The 19,626-nt window shown below is 64.8% G+C and carries 20 protein-coding genes and 1 pseudogene; 10 read left to right on the top strand and 11 right to left on the bottom strand.

The window, feature by feature from the left end; all coding sequences use genetic code 11:
- The first annotated feature begins 223 nt into the window (after positions 1–223).
- From mobF to AX744_RS20280, 4 genes are all read left to right on the top strand, one after another.
- Positions 224–3,784: a MobF family relaxase gene (mobF, locus tag AX744_RS08590; protein ID WP_231728764.1), complete on the top strand. Its 3,561-nt coding sequence runs from the start codon at positions 224–226 to the stop codon at positions 3,782–3,784.
- Between the two features lie 144 nt (positions 3,785–3,928).
- Positions 3,929–5,467, top strand: a complete 1,539-nt coding sequence (locus AX744_RS08585) for an SIR2 family protein (protein ID WP_080695011.1) — start codon at positions 3,929–3,931, stop codon at positions 5,465–5,467.
- The gene (locus AX744_RS20285; RefSeq protein WP_127434960.1) at positions 5,464–6,333 is read left to right on the top strand and encodes a sce7726 family protein; all 870 of its coding nucleotides are present in this window, start codon (positions 5,464–5,466) and stop codon (positions 6,331–6,333) included. The genes AX744_RS08585 and AX744_RS20285 overlap by 4 nt, the downstream gene beginning before the upstream one ends.
- Positions 6,320–7,258: a sce7725 family protein gene (locus AX744_RS20280; RefSeq protein WP_127434961.1), complete on the top strand. Its 939-nt coding sequence runs from the start codon at positions 6,320–6,322 to the stop codon at positions 7,256–7,258. Before AX744_RS20285 ends, AX744_RS20280 begins: the two co-directional genes overlap by 14 nt.
- A 101-nt stretch (positions 7,259–7,359) precedes the next feature.
- Here AX744_RS20280 and AX744_RS20275 read toward each other — a convergent pair whose 3' ends face one another.
- The 6 genes from AX744_RS20275 to AX744_RS08555 form a co-directional block, all read right to left on the bottom strand.
- Positions 7,360–7,713 (bottom strand): hypothetical protein, encoded by a 354-nt coding sequence (locus AX744_RS20275; RefSeq protein ID WP_101556366.1) that lies wholly within the window; start codon positions 7,711–7,713, stop codon positions 7,360–7,362.
- A 96-nt stretch (positions 7,714–7,809) separates the two neighbouring features.
- The gene (locus AX744_RS08575) at positions 7,810–8,835 is read right to left on the bottom strand and encodes a hypothetical protein (protein ID WP_036340952.1); all 1,026 of its coding nucleotides are present in this window, start codon (positions 8,833–8,835) and stop codon (positions 7,810–7,812) included.
- A 442-nt stretch (positions 8,836–9,277) separates the two neighbouring features.
- Positions 9,278–9,724, bottom strand: a complete 447-nt coding sequence (locus tag AX744_RS08570) for a GNAT family N-acetyltransferase (protein ID WP_061016339.1) — start codon at positions 9,722–9,724, stop codon at positions 9,278–9,280.
- A gap of 31 nt (positions 9,725–9,755) precedes the next feature.
- Complete coding sequence (locus AX744_RS08565) at positions 9,756–10,040, bottom strand: HNH endonuclease (protein ID WP_331709301.1); 285 nt, start codon at positions 10,038–10,040, stop codon at positions 9,756–9,758.
- Positions 10,041–10,143: 103 nt separating this feature from the next.
- Positions 10,144–11,268 (bottom strand): M24 family metallopeptidase, encoded by a 1,125-nt coding sequence (locus AX744_RS08560; RefSeq protein WP_061016335.1) that lies wholly within the window; start codon positions 11,266–11,268, stop codon positions 10,144–10,146.
- A 45-nt stretch (positions 11,269–11,313) separates the two neighbouring features.
- On the bottom strand, positions 11,314–11,760 hold the full coding sequence (locus AX744_RS08555; protein ID WP_061016333.1) for a DUF1801 domain-containing protein: 447 nt from the start codon (positions 11,758–11,760) through the stop codon (positions 11,314–11,316).
- 157 nt (positions 11,761–11,917) lie between these two features.
- On the opposite strand from AX744_RS08555, the gene AX744_RS08550 reads away from it, so the two are divergent.
- Positions 11,918–12,340 (top strand): NUDIX hydrolase, encoded by a 423-nt coding sequence (locus AX744_RS08550; RefSeq protein WP_058630936.1) that lies wholly within the window; start codon positions 11,918–11,920, stop codon positions 12,338–12,340.
- A gap of 22 nt (positions 12,341–12,362) precedes the next feature.
- On the opposite strand, the gene AX744_RS08545 is transcribed toward AX744_RS08550, so the two are convergent.
- Entirely contained in the window at positions 12,363–12,818 is a 456-nt protein-coding gene (locus AX744_RS08545; RefSeq protein WP_171011004.1) for an aminoacyl-tRNA deacylase, read from the bottom strand.
- A 56-nt stretch (positions 12,819–12,874) separates the two neighbouring features.
- Positions 12,875–13,381, bottom strand: coding sequence for a hypothetical protein (locus tag AX744_RS08540; RefSeq protein ID WP_046747982.1), 507 nt, complete (start codon positions 13,379–13,381; stop codon positions 12,875–12,877).
- A gap of 147 nt (positions 13,382–13,528) precedes the next feature.
- On the opposite strand from AX744_RS08540, the gene AX744_RS08535 reads away from it, so the two are divergent.
- Together AX744_RS08535 and AX744_RS08530 are read left to right on the top strand one after the other, a co-directional pair.
- The gene (locus tag AX744_RS08535) at positions 13,529–14,086 is read left to right on the top strand and encodes a peptidylprolyl isomerase (RefSeq protein ID WP_046747983.1); all 558 of its coding nucleotides are present in this window, start codon (positions 13,529–13,531) and stop codon (positions 14,084–14,086) included.
- 21 nt (positions 14,087–14,107) lie between these two features.
- Positions 14,108–15,004 (top strand): rhomboid family intramembrane serine protease, encoded by an 897-nt coding sequence (locus tag AX744_RS08530; protein ID WP_061016330.1) that lies wholly within the window; start codon positions 14,108–14,110, stop codon positions 15,002–15,004.
- Positions 15,005–15,309: 305 nt separating this feature from the next.
- Here AX744_RS08530 and AX744_RS08525 read toward each other — a convergent pair whose 3' ends face one another.
- A complete protein-coding gene (locus AX744_RS08525; protein ID WP_045263578.1) occupies positions 15,310–15,549 on the bottom strand; it encodes a cell division protein CrgA in 240 nt (79 codons plus the stop codon).
- Positions 15,550–15,652: 103 nt separating this feature from the next.
- Between AX744_RS08525 and AX744_RS08520 the strand changes: the two genes are divergently transcribed.
- Genes AX744_RS08520 through AX744_RS08515 form a run of 3 tightly spaced genes read left to right on the top strand, consistent with a single transcriptional unit; the run spans position 15,653 to position 17,260 of the window.
- The gene (locus tag AX744_RS08520) at positions 15,653–16,447 is read left to right on the top strand and encodes a class E sortase (RefSeq protein WP_058630934.1); all 795 of its coding nucleotides are present in this window, start codon (positions 15,653–15,655) and stop codon (positions 16,445–16,447) included.
- A 28-nt stretch (positions 16,448–16,475) separates the two neighbouring features.
- Positions 16,476–16,631 (top strand): membrane protein, encoded by a 156-nt coding sequence (locus AX744_RS20610; protein WP_046747986.1) that lies wholly within the window; start codon positions 16,476–16,478, stop codon positions 16,629–16,631.
- Positions 16,628–17,260: an anthranilate synthase component II gene (locus tag AX744_RS08515; RefSeq protein WP_061016328.1), complete on the top strand. Its 633-nt coding sequence runs from the start codon at positions 16,628–16,630 to the stop codon at positions 17,258–17,260. Before AX744_RS20610 ends, AX744_RS08515 begins: the two co-directional genes overlap by 4 nt.
- Positions 17,261–17,308: 48 nt before the next feature.
- On the opposite strand, the gene pknB is transcribed toward AX744_RS08515, so the two are convergent.
- Complete coding sequence (gene pknB, locus AX744_RS08510) at positions 17,309–18,997, bottom strand: Stk1 family PASTA domain-containing Ser/Thr kinase (RefSeq protein ID WP_058630932.1); 1,689 nt, start codon at positions 18,995–18,997, stop codon at positions 17,309–17,311.
- A 45-nt stretch (positions 18,998–19,042) separates the two neighbouring features.
- Positions 19,043–19,626 (bottom strand): annotated as a pseudogene (locus tag AX744_RS08505) (serine/threonine protein kinase); the annotation flags it as partial.

Raw genomic sequence — 19,626 nt, 5'->3', positions numbered from 1 at the left:
GTCACGCGGCTCAGGCACTCAGAGGGCGAGAGCGGAACGTATCCGGTCAGCCCAGCCCCGGCTACGACTCCCAGCGCTAGGGCCTCCGCGCTCCCGCTCCCTTGACCGCCCCTCAGATTCCCCCACACGTCTGGCACTAAGAGTGCGAGCCGCGCGCTGCGCGCGCACCTAACCCCCGAGATCGCCCCTGATGTGACGGTCTCGGGGAGGGGCCGTCGTGGTGATGACCATCCGTGTCATGTCGTCCGGCAAGGGCTACGAGTACCTGCTGAAATCGGTCGTCGTCGGCGACGGCGACCGGGAGATGAGCAGCCCGCTGACCCGGTACTACACCGAGTCCGGCTGCCCGCCCGGAACCTGGGTCGGCACCGGCCTGATGAGCCTCGACGACGGGCGCACCCCGGCGCTGGCCGAGGGCGACACGGTGACTGAGGAACACCTGGCCCGACTGCTCGGTGACGGCATCCATCCGGTCACTGGCGGTAAGCTCGGCAAGAGGTTCCCCTCGTTGCAACCCCCACGCGAGCGGATTGCGGCGCGCGTTGCACGCCTCGACCCCGGCTTGCGTGGCGCGGCGCGGGCCGAGGCTGTGGAGCGCATCCGTGAGGGAGAGGTTGCGAAGAAGCCTCGCACCGCCGTTGCAGGGTTCGACTTGACGTTCTCCCCACCGAAGTCGGTCAGCGCGATCTGGGGCGTGGCCGACGCGGGCACGCAAGCCCTGATTGCGCAGGCGCATCACGCCGCGATGCGCGACACGATCGCGTTGCTGGAACAGCGGGTCGCTGCAACCCGCGTCGGTGCGGGCGGTATCGCGCAGATGCCGATCGTGGGCGTGATCGCCACCGCGTTCGACCACTACGACTCCCGAGCCGCCGACCCGCAACTACACACGCACGTCGTGGTGTCAAACAAGGTGCAGGGCGTAGATGGGCGCTGGCGCACCCTCGACTCCCGCCGACTGCACAAGGCCGCTGTCGCTCTCTCGGAGTCGTACAACGCCTTCCTCACCGATCACACCGCGCGGCTGCTCGGCGTGACGTGGGTGCCCGTCGACCGGGGCAAAGACCGCAACACCGGATGGGAGATCGAAGGCGTACCGGCGGCGCTGATCGCGGAGTTCTCCCGACGCACCACCGGCGGCAGCGACGGCGGGGCGGGCATCGAGCAGGTCAAGAACCGGCTGATCGAGCAGTACGTCGCCGAGCACGGCAGGCAACCCTCAGCGGCGACGATTGCGAAGCTCCGGCAACAGGCGACCTTGGAGACGCGACCAGAGAAAGAACTGCACTCGCTGGCCGACCTCACCACCGACTGGCGGGCGCGTGCCGAGGTCGTGCTCGGCGAGGACGCACCCACCTGGGCGCAGCACCTGCTCGACCGGGGTGCGACCGAAGCCCGGCTGCGCGCGGACGATCTCGGGCTGGAGCAGATCGAGGATCTCGCCTCGGTGGTGCTGATGAGCGTGGCGAACCGGCGCGCAACCTGGGGGCGCTTCAACCTGCACGCCGAGACCATGCGGCAGATCATGGGCGTCCGGTTCGCAACCACCGACGACCGTCTCCAGGTGCTCGACCAGATCGTCGCGCACGCCGAAGCCGAATCGCTGCGGCTCACCCCCGACTACCACCGCGCCCTACCCGCCCACTACGTCGAGAGCGAGGGCAACAGGTTCCAGCCGGTCGATCAGATCGCGTACTCCAGCCAAGACATCCTCGACGCCGAGCAGCGCCTACTCGCACACAGCCAGCGCACCGGCGGGCCAGCATTGACGGCGCGGCTCGTCGCGCGGCATACCTCTCGCAAGATCAGGGGCGTTCGGCTCGACCCCGACCAGGCCGTCGCTATCACCCGCATCGCCCGTTCCGGGCTGAGCCTCGATCTGCTGGTCGGCCCCGCTGGTTCCGGCAAGACCACCGCGCTACGCGCTCTGCACCGGGCATGGACAGCCGCGTACGGACGCGACTCGGTGATCGGCCTCGCGCCGTCGGCAGCTGCCGCCGAAGTGCTCGGCGACTCCCTCGGCGTGCGAGCAGAGAACACCGCGAAGTTCCTCTACGAACACCATCACGGACGCTGGAACCTCGAAGCCGGGCAGCTCGTGCTTGTGGACGAGTCCTCGCTTGCCGGAACCCTCGCGCTCGATCGCATCGCCGAGCACGCCACCGAAGTCGGAGCCAAGGTCGTCCTCATCGGCGATTGGGCGCAACTGAGCGCGGTCGAGACAGGCGGGGCGTTCGGGATGCTCGTGCGACACCGTCAGAGCGTTCCCGAACTCACCGATGTGCGCCGCTTCGCCAACGATTGGGAGAAGAGCGCCAGCCTCGGCCTGCGACACGGACGCACCGATGCGCTCGACGAGTACCAGGAGCGCGGCAGGCTGGCGGACGGTGACGCCGAGGCCATGCTCAATGCGATCTACGAAGCATGGCGCAGCGACCGCGACGCGGGCCTGCGCACGCTGATGATTGCGGGCACCGGCGAGATGGTCGCCCAACTCAACGAGCGCGCCCGCGCCGACCTCATCGAGACCGGGCAGGTTGAGGCCGACGGTCTGCGTCTGCACGACGGCACCACCGCAGGCGTCGGCGATCTCGTCGTCACCCGGCTCAACGACCGCCGCCTGTCCACCGGCAGGGCATGGGTCAAGAACGGTGATCGCTGGCAAGTCACGCACCGCTACGACGACGGCTCGCTCGCTGTGCGGCGGCTGGGGCGCGGCGACAAGCCCCACGGCAAGGCACTCGTGTTGCCTGCGAAGTACGTGCGCGAGGAACTCGAACTCGGCTACGCCTCCACCGTCCACCGTGCCCAGGGAGCCAGCGTGGATACCGCGCACGCGCTCGTTGACCCCGAAGTCTCGTCGCGGGAGTTGTTCTACGTGGCGATGACGCGCGGTAAGCACCGCAACCACGCCTACGTGATCGTGCCTGACCCGCACGAGGTCGAGCCGCATCTCGACCAGCCGAAGCCGCTGACCCTGATCGACCGGCTTGCCAAGGTGCTTGCGCGCAGCGACGCCGACCTCTCCGCGACCGAGACGCTGACGCTCGAGGTAGACCGTCACGCCTCGCTGTCCACGCTGCTCGCCGAGTACGACGTGCTCGCCCGCGAAGCGCAGATCGACCGCTGGGCCGCGCTGCTCGACATCGCGCCGTTCCCCGAGAACGTGGCCGACGACGTGTTCACCAGCCCCTACTACGAGCGCTTGGAGAGCGCACTCGCACGTCACGAGGCAGCCGGCCACCTTGCAGCCGTCGCGCTCACCGCGCTCGCACCGAGACTCACGCCCGGCGAAGACCAGGCCGACCCCGCCGCGCAGCTGGCCGACATGCTCGACCAAGCCACTCAGAAGCTCCGGCCCGGCAAACGAACCACAGTACGAGTTGCCGGACTCATCTCCACGCCTGCCGAGCCGATCGCAGACGACATGCAGACCGCGCTCACCGAGCGGCAGGCGCTGATCGAGGCTGCCGCGCGCGGACTCCTGCACGACGCCCAAGAAGCGGGAGCCGAATGGGTGGCGCGGCTCGGCCAGCCGAGTTCACGACCCGAAGCGCGAGAGCGGTGGGAAGCACACGCCGCCACGGTCGCGCTGTACCGCTACCAATACGACGTCAGCGGCCCGGCACCGCTGGGCGACCCGAACATCGTGCGTGGCCCTGACCAAGCGGCCGAGTACCGAGCCGGTCAGCATGCGTTGCGGCACATCAAGGCGAGTGCTCAACACGATGATCACAGAGGACCTCAGTCGACCGTCGGCAACACACCACGACGTGGACTCTGACCCGCGACCTCATCAGGCGCGCGACGACACGCCACGCGGAGAACCACTCGGTGACGACGTTGTGGCGGGTGGAAAACTGCTCCGCCGGGCGTGTCACCACGGAACCGACTACGCGGGAGGACGCCGGAAGATACCCTATGTAGCATGGGTACCGCGTACGACTTCCTCAGCTCTCATCTGAAGACGATGGCTGCGCCGTACCTGTTTATCGGCTCGGGGATTTCAAGACGGTATGCTGATCTGCCCGATTGGGAAGGTCTCCTCAGACACTTTGCTGCATTTACTAGCCACCCGTATGAGTACTACCGTGGCCTCGCTTCAGGCGATCTTCCTAAGACTGCCTCACTGCTGGCCAATGAGTTTTACTCGGTGTGGTGGTCCGATAAGCGATTCTCAGATTCGAGAGACAGGTATGGTCCTGAGGTTACTGATCCCTCATCAGCGCTAAAGATCGAAGTGGCAAGGTATTTCGAAGAAGCGATTGAAGGATTCGAGCCGACGGCCGAGCACGCTTCCGAGTTCTCGCTCCTGCAGAGCGCAAACGTCGAAGGAGTGATAACGACCAACTTCGACAGGCTGATGTCCGTTGTTTACCCTGACTACACCGTCTTTACTGGCCAAGATGAGTTGCTGTTTGCCGATCCACAAGGTATCGCGGAAATCTACATGATTCACGGGTCCTCGCAGCAGCCGCGTTCACTCGTTCTGACGGGGGAGGACTACGAGGACTTTCAAGAGCGAGATGCGTACCTTGCCGCCAAGCTGATGACCTTCTTCGTCGAGCACCCGATCGTTTTCCTTGGCTACAGCCTGAGTGACAACAACGTACTTGAGATACTTCGTTCGCTGGTGAAGGCGATGCGTGGCACCAACGCGAGCAAGCTTAAGGAGCGCCTACTTTTCGTCAACTGGGACTCGGAAGCTTCCCCAGAGATTCGCTCTCGAACTGTGCAGATCGAAGGTGGTCAAATCGAGGCATTTGAGATTGTTGTCCCCGACTTCATCGACGTCTTTCGAGCGCTAGGAATCAAGGAGAGGGCGCTTCCGGCTCGTGTTCTACGTCAGCTCAAGAATCAGATTTACGAACTGGTGAAGAGCAACGATCCTGACGGTCGACTCGTGCAGGTTTCCGACATTGAGTCAGCTTCGGATCAACTCGACGTGGTGTTCGGTGTTGGTGCCAAGATGACTGTTAAAGGGATCATTGGCCTATCTCGCTGGGACCTCGTTGATGATGTGCTTGGTTCGCCAGACCGTGGGCTTCCCAGTGACCAGGTGATATCGGAGGCGTTCGGGAGTTCCTTCGCTAGCAACTGGTATGTGCCCTACTGGAAGCATCTCCGGCAAGGTGGATTCCTTGACGAGGCGGGGAGCTTGCTGCCGCAGCTTGAGGTCCCATCCAAGATTCATTCCTATATATCCCGAGAAACCAAGAACCTGGGAAAACGCTCTCTCCCGGATGGTGTGACCTTTCAAGACGTGCTCGATCGCGAAGGAGAGGACTGGATTCTTGGCCACCCTTGGTCGTTGCTCGACGAGACCCGCGACGGTGAGGGCTTGCGAGAGTACCTGAACAACAACCGAAGCTATCGTCAGCAGTCCTACTACCTCACGCAGTACGCCAAGTTGGCCGTGACTCTCGACTGGCTGATGTACGGACCCCCGAACGAGGCCAAATCATGAGCGTTGTAGAGAGCCAGGCGGCAGCGGCTTCGGCATTGCTTTCGGCTCCCGTTCTCCGCTCAGCGATGCGAGACGGCCCGGCATCGAAGTTGGCGAATCGCACCATTTCAAGTCTTGTTGAGAGTGGTCTAGCCATTGGCGCATCCACCGTTCGAACACTGATCTGGCGTTGCGACCGATGGCTTTCGCGCCACTACCGTAACGATCTCGTCTACCGTAGAGCCGTTCTCGGTCAGATGATCCCGTGGAGCGACGGCATCCTTCTGCCGGAGTTCAGGGTCGGCCGCTCCATCGTCGACTTCTTGGCCGTGACAGACTCGTTGCACGCCGTCGAGATCAAGAGCGACCTCGACAACACTTCCCGACTCGATAGCCAACTACACGATTACCGGAAAATTGCACCCTTGGTGTCTGTTATGGCATCAAAGCGCGTAGTGGAACGACTGCTCGCTGCCCGGGAGTTCGAGACTGTTGGTCTTCACTGGCTTAATGTGAACGGTCGCGTGGAGACTGTCCGCAACGCGGAGTTTAGCCGTGAATACCTTGACTCAGAGGTCTTAATGCGGTCACTTCGTCGCGCAGAGTATCTCAGAGTCCTGTCTGCTCTTGGCTCTACTGTTCCCGATCTCCCGAACACGCGGGTGTTCTCATACGCACTAGCAGCTTCCCGAGATCTGGACCCGCTGATTTTCCACAACGCGGTAGCCGATCAGCTGAGAGCGCGGAAGCCGCGGGCTGGCCGTACATTGATCGCTAAATTGCCCGAACCGGTGCGGCCCGCCGTTTTAAAGCTTGATCCGACGAGACAGCAGATATCCAGTCTTCAAGATTGGATGAACCAGGAGGTGGCAAATGTATATGCCTAGGCTGAGGGCACGACAGCATGAGGTCTTCGCCGTGCGTAACTGCGCCTCAAGTTTTGCTGCATCTTCGCGTGTCGTACCGGTTCTCGAGCCGGTGGCCGCGCCAAACGACCTCTTCACGCGGAGGTTGGGAGCGATAGCCGACGAGGGAGGCAGTTGTGACCTCGTCCTTAACCCCTCGGTTGGTGACCTACGTTCGAAGGGTAGTTGGAGAGGGCTTGGCGACTACTACCTTGAGAATGATCTTCTCAAGCACCACGGACTTGCGGTCCTCTCCAATGCTGACGCTGATCACGCGGCGATGTCACGTTGGATCAGTGAGGCCAGGGGTGCTGGACACGAGTTCACACTCGACATCGTTCATGAACTGGATCTCTCCGTGACCCTACAAGGTGCGACGTATCACGGAGTTCGATGGAACATTGCCGAAGATCGGACGGTCCCGGCGTCATATGGTCTTCCCCTCGGAGGCCTTCCGGTGGTTTGGGCGAATGACCCGTTTCCTGCTTTGCCGCGCAATCGAGAGTACGTCGGCCGTGAAGAGGGGATCTTCAGCACTCGCGTTGCCGGCTACAAGAGCGCAGGCTACCTCGGCGTCAGCGATTTCCTCACGCTTGGAAGGGGATTTCAATCCGGCGGCGGGCCTGCCTATGCGGTGGTTATCCACTTCACATATGAATCCGGTGATGTTGTCCGCCTGAAGCACTTCTGCTCTGACAGCAACGAGACTCAGGATGACCCGGCTGGGAAGTTCTTCGAGGCCCTTGAGAAGCTCATCGACTTCGTTGACGAAAGGTCGCTCCCAACAAACCTAGGAATCGACGGGTTCCGCGATCTGTATCAGCGTCAGCACTTTCCCGGGCTTGGCAAGGTCAAGGAGTTGTCGATCATGAATCACATGTTGGTCATGCAGGACGCAATTATCTAGATTTCGTGTCGGTATGACTCCAGTCGGAGAGGGCACGGAGATACGAGCGGACGACTTTGCACGAGGATCCCAGCCTTCCTAACTAGAAGTGAGACATCACTTCAGTCATCAGACTGTGATTCGTCGGCTCGCTTGACGACGCCCTTGGCGACCGGCTTTAGAGGTCTCCAGTCGATGCCGCTGCCTCGCCAGTAGCGGTCGCATTCCGCCTCGATCTCAGACTTCAGTTCGTCCAGTTGCGCGTAGTTCGCTTGCTCAGACTTGGACAGACCTGGACCCTTCATCTGTTCTCTGTACGCATCGAGCTTCTCTTGAATTCGGCGCAAGGCTATACCAGCAGCGCTAGTAAAACCCCTTATGTGGCCGTCATCACGATGATCGCTTAATACCTGTCGAGCAGACTCCTGCGCAGTATCTCGCAGGAACTCACCTGCCTTTTGAAAGTGACTATTCATCGCACTCCTTCCTCGATTCTGCTAGCCGGGCGAGGCTGGCAGCGTACGTCAACTTGCCTTCGTCGCACCGATGCCGCTGGCGAACGCCGTCGCGGTTCAAAACGGAGTCTCGGCGTTCGTGGACCACGGACTGGTTGGCGTTGGCGGCAACGCACCTTCTGGGAGCGGTAGGTTTGCGACGACGTAGAGGTTCAAGATGTCGTCGCGATCCATGAACATGATCTGGCTGCGCTTGTGGGCGTCGAGTGCGTTGCCGAGCCAGTTGCGCGCCGCCTTGGTGATCTCGCCGCCCGCCACGATGAAGGCATGATCGACCAGGACGCGACGATTGGTCTCGGGGTCAAAGATCTCGTGCGCCAGCATCATGAGCGCCTGGTTGTGGATCTCAGCCATGTTGGCGTTACCCGTCTTGGTTGCCCCCGAAGCGTCGAGCTTGCCCTTCTTCGCCTGGATTCCGAAGTAGAGAATGTGCTGCGTCGGCAAGGTGTATCGCATCCAAATGTCCTTGCCGTACTCCAGAGCCTTATCCTTGTGCCCGGCAGCCGTGATGCGGTGGTAGCCAAGCTGTCTGAACATCGGGAGTAGCACCTCCTCGATGAGGTCATCCTCGCTGCACTCGTTGAGGTACGCCGTCAGGAGTTGCCGCCGTTCCAGCTCAGCCTTGCTGAAGGGTCGGTGGGGGTTGGTGGCAAGGATGGTCACGGTCTGGGTGCCGACATGACGCAGATAGCAGTGGTTGTCTTCGCCATAGAATGCCTCGAAACCTTCGCGGCCAAGGACCTCGTTGAGTTGCGCGAGCGCCCGAGGACGGTCTGACCCTTCGTTGAGACGATCGGCCGGGCTCATCAGCTGATCGATGAGGCGACAGAAGATCTCTGGCGGGCGGTTGGGTCCGTCGTGCGGTTCGGCCAGCATCTGTTCCAGCACATCTGCCACCCAGCGGTGGCGAGTGGAACCGTCATGCTGGTACTCAGTCTCCAGCTCTTGGAAGAACGAGGTGATGTACATGCTGGACCGGTAGGGGAAGTACTTGGCTTCGTCCTCATTTTCCGCGTCGTCACGGCCCGTGTTGCCCACGATGAGGTCAGCAAGAGCTTCGAGGTTGCGGCGCTTAAACTTCACGGTGCCATTATCGCAAGTGAAGCCGACAGGCCTCCGGACTCAGCAACGCTCGTGTGCCGCAGCTCGTGCACGGTCACCTCGGAGTGTGCAGCACAAGGGGACGTCAGAACAAGTCTCTCGTGTGCGTCCAGACGGTCATCCGATGCACGTTGAACCGCTGACAGATCGAGACCACGCTCTCACCGTTCGCGCGGGCTGTTCGGATAGCGTCCACTTGGCTCTCCGTGAGGGGTGTTCTAGCTCGTCTCCTAGGGTTCACGACGACTCCCGGCTCATCGTCAGCTGCGCCGTCCGGCTGGTCGCCGAGCACGAGCTTCGCCTGATTCCACGCGGAACTCAGCCGCTCCAATCGCTGCCAGGTGTTCGGTTTGAGTCCACCCGCGTCCACAGGATGAAGAAGCCCCTGGCACCTGCCGGGGGCTTCTTTCCTTCGGTCACCGTTTCAGTCGAGATCGATCTCGTAGTGGATCATGCCCGACCGCGACGCGACACGATCGTAGAGGCCCCGCGCCGTGGTGTTCGACTCCGCTGTGAGCCAGTAGAGCTTGGACGACCCGTGCTGCTCCGCCCATGCGCGCACGTGAGTGATCAGCGCCCTGCCGACACCACCGCCGCGCACGTCTGGCGCGACGAAGAGATCTTCCAGATAGCAGTAGTCCGTGATCGTCCAGGTGCCGGCGTGCGTCAGCCAGTGGACGATGCCGACCGCGACGCCGTTGTCATCGCGGGCGATCGCACCACGGATCCCCGATCCGCGGTCGACGAGTCTCCTGAAGGTCGCCGCCGTGGTCGCGTCATCGAGGTCGGTCTCATAGAAGGACAGGTACCCCTTCCAGAGCACCTCCCATTCGGGGCGGTCCTCGGCAGTGATCGCAGCGATCGTCGTCATGAGTCGAGAGTAGCGAGTGCGCGCACCGGCTTCATTCGGCGGGTCGAAGCTCCCGGAGGATCGTGGCGTGCCGCACGAGGAATGTCCTTTCGTCGAGCTTCTTGCGGCGCAGCCAGCCCGTGACCTCGTCATTGTGCTTGCTCGCATTGCAGGAGGCGCACGCCGGAACCACGTTCTCGAGCGTGTAGCGGCCGCCGCGGGACACGGGTTGGATGCAGTCGCGCTGCAGAGCGGCGCCGTCTCCCCCGCAGTACGCGCACCCGCCCCAGGCGTCCGTCAGGGCGTACCACTGCTCATCGGTGAGGTCGTTGTCCACGCGCGCGAGGCGATTCTGTCGACGTCGGGCGTAGCGCGCGCGGGTCGCCGGCGACGCATTGGCGGACGATACCTTGCGACGGCGCTGCATATCCGGGTGCGTCTCAGTCGGAGCCGACCGAAGTCAGCCCGTGCGGTGCGACGTTCAGTCGCTGGCCACCCTCGGCCGTCACGACGACGATGTCCTCGATGCGGGCACCCCATTCGCCGGCGAAGTAGATACCAGGTTCGATGCTGAAGGCCATGCCCTCGCGGAGCACCAGATCGTTGCCAGGCGCGATGTACGGCTCTTCGTGCACCGAGACTCCGATTCCGTGGCCGGTGCGGTGCAGGAACGCCTCCCCGAGGCCCGCCTCGTCGAGAACGGTTCGCGCTGCGGCATCCACTTCGGAGGCGGTGGCTCCGGGGCGCACGGCATCGACCGCAGCCTGCTGCGCGCGCACCAGCACTCCGATGCGCTCAGCTGCGGCGGGGTCGGGGGTTCCGACCACGTATGTCCTGGTGCTGTCGGAGTTGTAGCCGCTCGGGACAGCCCCACCGATGTCGACCACGACCACGTCGCCTTCTTCGATCACGCGGTCCGAGACCTCGTGGTGAGGGTCCGCACCATTCGGGCCCGATCCGACGATCACGAACTCCACCGTGCGGTGCCCTTCGGCGACGATCGCCTCGGCGATGTCGGCAGCCACCTCGCGTTCGGTGCGTCCGGCACGAAGCCACTCAGGCACGCGCCGGTGCACCGCGTCGATGGCGTCTCCGGCACGGCGCAGCTCTCTGATCTCCTCGGCATCCTTGATCATGCGGCTCTCGCGCAGCACCGGTGTGGCGAGCTCGAGGCGCACACCCAGGCGCTCACCGATCGGGATGACGTGCAGGGCGGGGAGGGCGTCGGACACACCGACGCGTGCCACCGCACCCGCTGCCTCGCCGACCAGGGCGTAGGGATCCTCTCCGTCCACCCAGTCCGCGACGCGGATGCCGAGCTCACCGGCGGCCGTGGTTCGCAGCTTGGCGAGTTCCATCCGCGGCACCACCACCGTGGGCGTGACTCCGGGACCGAGAACGAGTGCGGTGAGCCGCTCGATGGTGTCGCCCTCCACGCCCAGCAGGTACTGCAGGTCGGGTCCGGGACCCACGATGACGGCATCGATTCCCGCTTCAGCCGCGAGCGTTGCGGCGTCGGCGAGGCGGGCGGCGTACACGGATGCGGGGAAGGGCAGAGTGCTCACGGCTCAACGGTACTGCCCGAGCGGCCTCGGGGCAGCAGGGTGTCGTCAGCTGATCGCCTGTCGGATGCGTTCGCCCAGGAACTCGAGGTCGGCCTTCGTGAGGTCGGTCACGGCATAGGCGGTCGGCCACACGGTTCCGTCGTCGAGGTTCGAGATCGGTTCGAACCCGAACGTTCCGTAGCGGACCTTGAACTTGCTGGCCGGCTGGAAGAAGCAGAGCACCTTGCCGTCGCGACCCCACGCCGGCATCCCGTAGTAGGTGCGGGGGACCAGGTCGGGGGCGACCTCGGAGACCAGGTCATGCAGCTTCTTCGCCAGGGCCTGGTCTTCGGGTGTGAGCTTCTCGATCGCCTCCTTGATGTCGGCCTCCCCCGCGGCGCGGAGCTCCTCCGGGGACTTCTTCGCCCTGGAGCGGCGCGTGCGCGCTTCCTTCGCGGCAGCCTGCATGGCCTCGCGTTCCTCGGCGCTGAAGTTCTTCTCTTTCTCGGCCATGATCGGTCCTCTCCTGGTGCTGTCCGTTGTGGAGATCACATTACGGAGGCCGGAGGACCGAGCGCTTCTCGATTCCTGATCGATCGGAGCGGACCGTCGGTTTCCGGAGCGTGACGCACGGTCATCGACCCCCTTCGCTGACGGATAGTGTGTGTCCATGGACCTGCGTGTCGCGGCGTACGCGGTCGTCACCGATGACGACGGACGGCTGCTGTTGGCGCGCTGGACGGAGGGTCGTCGCGTCGCGTGGACGATGCCCGGGGGTGGGCTCGAGCCGGGTGAATCTCCGGAAGACGCCGTACGTCGAGAGCTCCGCGAGGAGACCGGCTACACGGTCAAGGTCGGCGAGCTCCTCGGCATCCATTCCCGTGTGATTCCCGCGGGTCGTCGAGTGCAGAAGGCAGCAGAACCGCTGCACACGCTGCGCATCGTCTACCGAGCCGAGGTCACCGGTGGCAAGCTGCGCTTCGAGACCGGCGGTTCGACCGACATGGCCGAGTGGTTTCCGGTGAAGGCGGTGGCCGAGCTGCAGCGGGTGCGGCTGGTCGACATCGCCATGCGGATGGCCGGGATCCTCTGAACCGACCGAGTCCCGGCCGGGGTCAGCGCTCTTCGGGAACGGAGATGTCTGCGACGGTCGCCCCGTAGGCGGCGATCAGGTCGTCTGCGTCGACGAACAGACTGTATCCGTGGGCCCCCGCACCCATGGCGATGCGCTGACCGACTATGGACTCGTCGGCGTAGATCGGCCAGTCGGTGGTGCTGCCGATCGGGACGATGGTGCCGCGCTCGTAGCCTGTCGCCGCGAGAGCCAACTCCGCTTCCGGAAGCCGAAGCTTGTTCACTCCGACCAGGGCGCGGAGCTTCGGCCAGGAGATCGAGCGTCCGCCCGGTATCAGCGCGAACAGGAACGTGTCGTCGGAGCGCTTCACGACGAGTGTCTTGACGATGCCCGACGGCGGGATGCCGAGGAGCTCGGCTGCCTCGAACAGGCTGCCTGCCGCCGGGCGCTCACGGATCTCGATCTCGAGACCGCGGGCTGCGGCCGCTTCACGCACCCGCGCATGCCGATCGCCTCCGTCACCCGGGGCGACGGAGGCGATATCGGACGGGGTCACGCGTCGGGTGCGGCGAGCGGGTCGTCCGCGACCCAGAGCTCGTCGTCGGCGCGCAGTGCCTGCCAAGCGGCGTAGAGAACGCCGACGGCCGCGGCCGCGCCGAGGACGATAGCGATGACGGAGCCGAGACCCGGGCCCGACTTCTGCTTCTTCCCGAAAGCACCGCGGGGTGCCGGGACGGCCACACCGTGACGCTTCGCGTTGGCGACATCCCAGGCGGTGAGGGCGGAACCGACGACTCCGCCCACGATCGGGACGACCTTGTCGTCGACGACGTGCTTGCCGATCTTGACGCCACGGTCGACGACCGGGGCGACGCGACGGTTGTACGTGTCCTGGATGACCGGGACGACCTGCTCACGATTGAGGCTGCCGAGCTGACGTCCGGCCTCCCGGGCGACATCGGCGGCGTGACCGACGAGCACCTGCTGGTTCTCCCAGAGCTGGTTCGCTTCCTTCTGAAGACGACGCAGTTCCTTCTTCCGCTTGCGGCTGAGGCTCACGATGCTCTCCTGTCCATTGGAGTACGGGTTCCCCATCTTGCCACGACAGGCTGGAAGCCGGGAGGGAATCGCCCGACCCTTGCTTCTTCGCCTGATCAGGGGTACAGACCTCGGCCAACTCACCGGAAGCTCTGCGAGAATGAAGGCATGGCTCACGCTTCTCATGTCGCAACCCTGCACACCAACCACGGTGACATCGTCATCAACCTCTTCGGCGATCACGCACCGAAGACGGTCAAGAACTTCGTCGGCCTCGCCGACGGCACCCAGGAGTGGACCGACCCCGCCACCGGCAAGCCCGGCGACGGACCCCTCTACAAGGACGTCATCTTCCACCGCATCATCCCGAACTTCATGATCCAGGGCGGCGACCCGCTCGGACAGGGCGTCGGCGGCCCCGGCTACAACTTCGACGACGAGATCAACATGGAGCTCGACTTCAACAAGCCGTACATCCTCGCGATGGCCAACGCCGGCCTGCGTCGCAACGCCATCACCGGCAAGCCCGAGGGCACCAACGGTTCGCAGTTCTTCATCACGACGGACCCCACCCCGTGGCTGCAGGGCAAGCACACGATCTTCGGCGAGGTCGCCGATGACGCTTCCCGCGCAGTCGTCGACGCGATCGGCGCCGTGCAGACCGGCCCGGGCGACCGTCCGGTCGAGCCAGTCGTGCTGCAGTCGATCGACATCGTCGCGGCCTGACGACAGCTGCGGCCGATCCGGATGACCACGCCAGAGTTCACGAGCAATCGCGACAACTTCTGTTACCGCCATCCGGATCGGCAGAGCTTCGTGCTCTGCCAGCGGTGCATGCGCACCATCTGCCCCGAGTGCCAGACGCAGGCGGCTGTCGGCGTCATCTGTCCCGAGTGCATGAACGCGGACAAGAAGAACCGCACCCCCGCTCAGAAGAAGGCGGCCCGGCGCTGGGGCGGCAACGGCGCGACCATGGCGATGGCCCGCAGCGGCAAGCCGGTCGTCACCTACGCTCTCCTCGCCGTCACGTCGTTCATCGGACTGCTGCAGCTGATCCCCGGCATCGGCGAGCAGATCACCGGGCAGATGCTCTTCGCGGCCCCGTATCTGTACCCGAACCTCTCGCCGCTGCCATTCGAGCCCTGGCGACTGCTCACCGCCGTCTTCGCCCACGGCAGCTTCATCCACCTCGCCCTCAACATGCTCGCGTTGTGGATGCTCGGACAGAGCCTCGAGCCCATGCTCGGCCGCGTCCGGTTCCTCGCCCTATACCTCATCAGCGGTCTCGGCGGCTCGGTCATGGTGGCGGTGCTCGCCCCGCTGACCTCCACGGTCGGGGCCTCGGGAGCGATCTTCGGCATGATGGCAGCTCTGCTCATCGTCGGCCGGCACCTCGGCGCCAATGTCACCGGGCTTCTCGTCATCCTCGGCATCAACTTCGTCTACGGCCTGGTCTTCGGGGGTGGACGGATCTCCTGGCAGGCGCACCTCGGCGGAGTCGTCATCGGCGCCCTGGTCGCCCTGATTCTGGTGAAGACGAAGCGCCGAGACCAGCGAACCCTGCAGATCGTTCTGCTGTCCGCGCTGGTCGTCCTGTTGATCGTCGTCGTCGCCTTCGTGCCGCCGCTCATCCTTTTGTCCTGATCCCGAGTTGTTAACAGGGTTGTTAACCCCTGTGAATAACACCGGTGTAATTCTCCCCAGGCTGTGGATGGACCTGTGGATAACTTTCGCTCTGGCTGGACTTGTGGGCGGGCATCTCCGGGGGACGGTCGTAGGCGGATTCCCTTCGTTCGCAGAACGGGCTCCCTCCCGATGCTCACTCCGGGAACCCGCCTACGACCTTCGGTGGCGTTGCTGCTGTACACCGGAGCGGAGTGGAATCCGGGATGGGTATGAGAAAGGCCCCCTCGCGATGCGAGGGGGCCTTTCTGGAAGAAGTGGAGGCGTCAGCGCCAGCGAGTGGTCATCAGGAAGCCGATCAGCGCGATGCCGAGGCCGATCGCCAGGTTCCAGTTCGACAGCCCCGGGATCGGGTACTGCATGCCGGAGATGTAGAAGACAAGGATCCACACGAGCCCCAGGAGCATGAAGCCGATCATCACCGGCTTGAACCACACGGCGTTGGGAGCGGCGTCGCCTTCGGCGCGCTCGACGGCGGGTTCTTCAGTCTTGCGGTCACGTGCCATTCCGTCATTGTACCCATGAGACCTGTCCTCCGCCGAGGCCAGGATGCCGCCGCAGACGGAGAGGCCACGGCGCGCGCTCAGCGTTCCCGGATATGATCACCGCATGACTGCATCCGTCGTGCCTGGGGGGCGGCGTCCGCGGCGACAGCGGCCGCGCTCGCGCGCGACGTTCGCGAGCGTGCTCGGAGAGCTGCTCCTCACCGCCGGCGTGATCGTCCTGCTCTTCGTCGCGTGGCAGATGTGGATCGGCGACATCATCATCAGCGCCCAGAAGAACGACGAGGGTGCAGCCGTGTCTCAGGCGCTGGCACAGGCCGAGCCCCCGGCGCTCCCGCCCGTCGTCGAGGAAGACGACGGAACCACGGCATACGTACCCCCCGTGCCCGCGGCCCCGGCCGATGCGCAGTGGTTCGGACAGATGCACATCCCGCGTTTCGGCGCGGACTACAACTTCGGGATCTTCGGCGGGACGAGCCGTGCCCGCACGCTCGACCAGCAGGGGATCGGGGTCTACACCAACTCGAAGATGCCGGGCGAGGTCGGCAACTTCTCGCTGGCCGGGCATCGGACCACGTGGGGAAAGCCGTTCAACCAGCTCGACAAGCTGCAGTTGAACGACGCGATCGTCGTGGAGACACCTGACGGCTGGTACACCTACCGGTTCCGCACGCTCGAGTACGTGAAGCCCAGCCAGACCGATGTGCTCGCCGACGTGCCGCAGATGCCCGAGCAGCAGACCGGGGAGCAGTACATCACGCTCACGGCCTGCTCTCCGCTGTACTCCTTGGCCGAGCGCATCGTCGCCTACGGGGTGTTCGAGAGCTTCCAGCCACGCGCCGAGGGTCCGCCGACCGCTCTGACCGATCCGCCGCCTCCGCCGGCCGCACCCTCGGTGTGATCATGGACATCCGAAAGGGAGAAGCCTGATGTACGCCGCCCTCTGGCGCCTGCTGCCCGGCCCGTGGTGGCTGCGGGTGCTCATCCTCGTGATCGTCATCGCCGCCGTGCTCTACGGACTGTTCTGGTACGTGTTCCCCTGGGTGAGCCCGATCATCGCCCCCGGCGAGGTCGACGTCGAATGACGCGAGTGCTCGTGGTCGACAACCACGACAGCTTCGTGCACACCCTGGTCGGATACCTGCAGGAGCTCGGCGCAGACGCCGACATGATCGAAGCGGATGCGACGGATGCCGCCCGACTCGAGAAGCTGGTGCCGGCGTACGACGCGGTGATGCTCTCTCCGGGCCCCGGTGCACCGGCCGATGCAGGAGCGTCGATCGATGCCGTGCGCGTCGCCACGCGGCTGCGGGTGCCGACGCTCGGTGTGTGTCTCGGACACCAGGCGATCGGAGAGGCCTTCGGGACTCCCGTCACCGCAGCTCCCGAACTCATGCACGGGATGGTCTCGTCGGTCACGCACGACGCTTCTCCCCTGTTCGCAGGAATCCCCTCGCCGTTCGATGCAGGGCGGTATCACTCGCTCGCGCTCGCGGCCTCCGACCTGCCGCCCGAGGTCATGGTGACGGCCTGGACAGAGGAGGGGACGGTCATGGCGCTGGCCCACCGCGACCTGCCGGTGTGGGGCGTGCAGTTCCACCCGGAGAGCGTGCTCACAGAGGGCGGCTACCGACTCCTGGCGAACTGGCTGGAACTGTGCGGCGACGACGGAGCGGTCGCGCGCGCCGAGACGCTGCACCCCCTGTCACGCTGAAGGTACGGTCCGGCTCACCGGCGGCTGAGCGTCACCGGGACCTGCGCGTCAACCGGTGCAGAAGAAGATCTGGACGGACGAGCCGACCGGGACGTCACCGGGTGCGACCGACATGGAGTGCACGGTCGGCGGCTCCGTGGCCGGGCACTCGGCTGTCTCCGTCGGCACGGCCACCAGGCCGAGATCGGTGAGGTTGGCCGTGGCGGCGTCGACGGTCCAGCCGGCGAGGTCGGTGAGCGTCACCGTGCCGCTGGCCACGACCAGGTTGACGACGGTTCCCGGATCGAGCTCGGCGTCGGCCTTCTCACTGGCGGAGATGACCGTGTTCGCGGCCAACGCCTTGTCGTTGCGTTGGATGACCGTTCCGAGTTCGAGCCCGGCGGCCTTCAGCGCGTTCGTGGCGTCGTCGAGTGCCATGCCCTCGATCTTGGGCATCACGACCGTCTCCTCGCCCTTGGAGACGTACAGCGTGACCGTGGAGCCCTCCTCGACCGACACCCCCGCCTCGGGGTCGGTGCGGATCACGTTTCCCTCGGAGACCTCGGAGCTCGTCTCGATCACGATCTTCGACGAGAGGTCGAGGTTCGCGAGGTCGTCCTGTGCGCGCTCGGATGACACGTTGACGAGGTTCGGGATCGTTCGCGACGTGCTCGACACCTCGGGAGGGCGCATGCTGATCGTGACGACCCAGAACAGCACCGATGCCAGCAGCACCGCGAGCAGTGCCACTCCGGCCCAGATCCAGGCGACCGGTGGTCCGGACTGGGTTCGGGTCATGGTGGTGTCCGCACTCAACTGCCGCAGCGACCGCGCGGTCTCCTGCGCCTGCCGCGGGCTCGCGCCGTACAGCTCGCTGGTCAGTGCTCCCAGTTCCTTGCGCGTCGGGGCATTGCCGGTCATGGCGGAATCCAGGGCGGCGCGGAAGTGAGCGGCGTCCGGATACCGCTGGTAGGGATCCTTCGCGAGTGCGCGCAGCACGATCGGGTCGAGCGTTGGAGGAGCGTCCTCGTTGACCTCGGTCGGAGGGACCGGTGTCTCACTTACATGCTGGTAGGCGACAGCCACCGGCGACTCGCCACGGAACGGCTGGCGTCCGGTGAGCAGCTCGTACAGGACGACACCCGTGGAGTAGAGGTCGGCTCGCGCATCGACGGGTTCGCCCTTGGCCTGTTCCGGCGAGAAGTAGGCGGCGGTGCCGATGATCTGGGTGGTCTCAGCCACCGTGGAGGACGAGTCGGAGACGGCACGGGCGATGCCGAAGTCCATCACCTTGACCTGACCCTTGTCGGTCACCATCACGTTGCCCGGCTTGATGTCGCGGTGCACGACGCCTGCGCGGTGCGAGTAGTCGAGCGCCTCGAGGATGCCGTCGACATAGCGCACGGCGTCGGCCGCCGGCACCGGTCCCGCCGCGATGATGTCCTTGAGGAGGGTGCCCTTGACGAGCTCCATCACGATATAGGGCGGCTCGTCGGAACCGATGTCGCTCGTCGAGGGGTCGCCGGCATCGAACACGCGGACGATCGAAGGGTGAGACATCCGTGACGCGGCCTGGGCCTCGAGCCGGAATCGATTGCGGAACGTGGTGTCCCGTGCCAGATCGGCGTCGAGGATCTTGATCGCGACGTCGCGACCGAGCGTCAGATCGTACCCGCGGTAGACCTTCGCCATACCGCCATGCCCGATGAGCTCGTCGACGCGGTACCGGCCCGCGACGATTCGTGGCTCTGTGGACACGGATGACCCCCCTGGAAAACTACGCTTGCTGAACTGAACTACAGGTTACCCGTCGGTGTCGGTGTCCCCGTCGCCGGGGGCCGCCGTGATAGTCACCGAGAGCGGGGGCGATGCCGCGGAAGTGCGCTGATCGCCACCGGAGCACATGCCCTGGTACGTGACGATGAGCTGCTGCCCCTCGGCGTCGGCGATCTTCACCTGCGTGTTGCGCTGGGTCGGCTGGAAGTTCGGCCCACCGGAGACGAAGCTGCCGTTCTGCACCGACACGACGTAGCCGGAGAGCGTCGTTCCGCTCGGGCACGTGAATCCGGTTCCCCAGGAGATGGTCACCGTCGAACCCGCGACGGGGTTTCCGGTGATCGTCGGCGCGTCGGTCGGCGTCGGGATGCCCGCACGAGCCGCGTAGACCGTGAGAGTCATGGCCTGCGTCGTCTCGACGTTGCCGGTCGGTGCGACGCGGTAGACCTTGCCGACGTCCGCATCGGTCGGCGCAGGATCGCCGTCGACGCAGGTGATCTCGCTGTTGAAGCCCGCCTCCTTGAGAGTGGAGGTGGCGGCGCCGCAGTCCATGCCGTTCAGGTTCAGGGCTGTCACGTCCACACGCGTCACTTCCGGCGTCGGAGTGGTCC

The organism is Microbacterium sp. CCH5-D1 (assembly GCF_001557335.1).
Lineage (GTDB): Bacteria > Actinomycetota > Actinomycetes > Actinomycetales > Microbacteriaceae > Microbacterium > Microbacterium oxydans.
Note: the sequence above shows the minus strand (reverse complement) of the source record. Positions and strands in the feature narration are given on the sequence as shown.

What these genes read in the sequence shown, in the direction of transcription:
- AX744_RS08570 (WP_061016339.1), bottom strand. Translation starts at nt 9,724, where the DNA reads ATGACGACGATCGCTGCGATCACTGCCGAGGACCGCCCCGAATGGGAG.
- AX744_RS08550 (WP_058630936.1), top strand. Translation starts at nt 11,918, where the DNA reads ATGGACCTGCGTGTCGCGGCGTACGCGGTCGTCACCGATGACGACGGA.
- AX744_RS20280 (WP_127434961.1), top strand. Translation starts at nt 6,320, where the DNA reads ATGTATATGCCTAGGCTGAGGGCACGACAGCATGAGGTCTTCGCCGTG.
- AX744_RS08515 (WP_061016328.1), top strand. Translation starts at nt 16,628, where the DNA reads ATGACGCGAGTGCTCGTGGTCGACAACCACGACAGCTTCGTGCACACC.
- AX744_RS08530 (WP_061016330.1), top strand. Translation starts at nt 14,108, where the DNA reads ATGACCACGCCAGAGTTCACGAGCAATCGCGACAACTTCTGTTACCGC.
- mobF (WP_231728764.1), top strand. Translation starts at nt 224, where the DNA reads ATGACCATCCGTGTCATGTCGTCCGGCAAGGGCTACGAGTACCTGCTG.
- AX744_RS20275 (WP_101556366.1), bottom strand. Translation starts at nt 7,713, where the DNA reads ATGAATAGTCACTTTCAAAAGGCAGGTGAGTTCCTGCGAGATACTGCG.
- AX744_RS08520 (WP_058630934.1), top strand. Translation starts at nt 15,653, where the DNA reads ATGACTGCATCCGTCGTGCCTGGGGGGCGGCGTCCGCGGCGACAGCGG.
- AX744_RS08555 (WP_061016333.1), bottom strand. Translation starts at nt 11,760, where the DNA reads ATGGCCGAGAAAGAGAAGAACTTCAGCGCCGAGGAACGCGAGGCCATG.
- AX744_RS20285 (WP_127434960.1), top strand. Translation starts at nt 5,464, where the DNA reads ATGAGCGTTGTAGAGAGCCAGGCGGCAGCGGCTTCGGCATTGCTTTCG.
- AX744_RS20610 (WP_046747986.1), top strand. Translation starts at nt 16,476, where the DNA reads ATGTACGCCGCCCTCTGGCGCCTGCTGCCCGGCCCGTGGTGGCTGCGG.
- AX744_RS08535 (WP_046747983.1), top strand. Translation starts at nt 13,529, where the DNA reads ATGGCTCACGCTTCTCATGTCGCAACCCTGCACACCAACCACGGTGAC.
- AX744_RS08525 (WP_045263578.1), bottom strand. Translation starts at nt 15,549, where the DNA reads ATGGCACGTGACCGCAAGACTGAAGAACCCGCCGTCGAGCGCGCCGAA.
- AX744_RS08585 (WP_080695011.1), top strand. Translation starts at nt 3,929, where the DNA reads ATGGGTACCGCGTACGACTTCCTCAGCTCTCATCTGAAGACGATGGCT.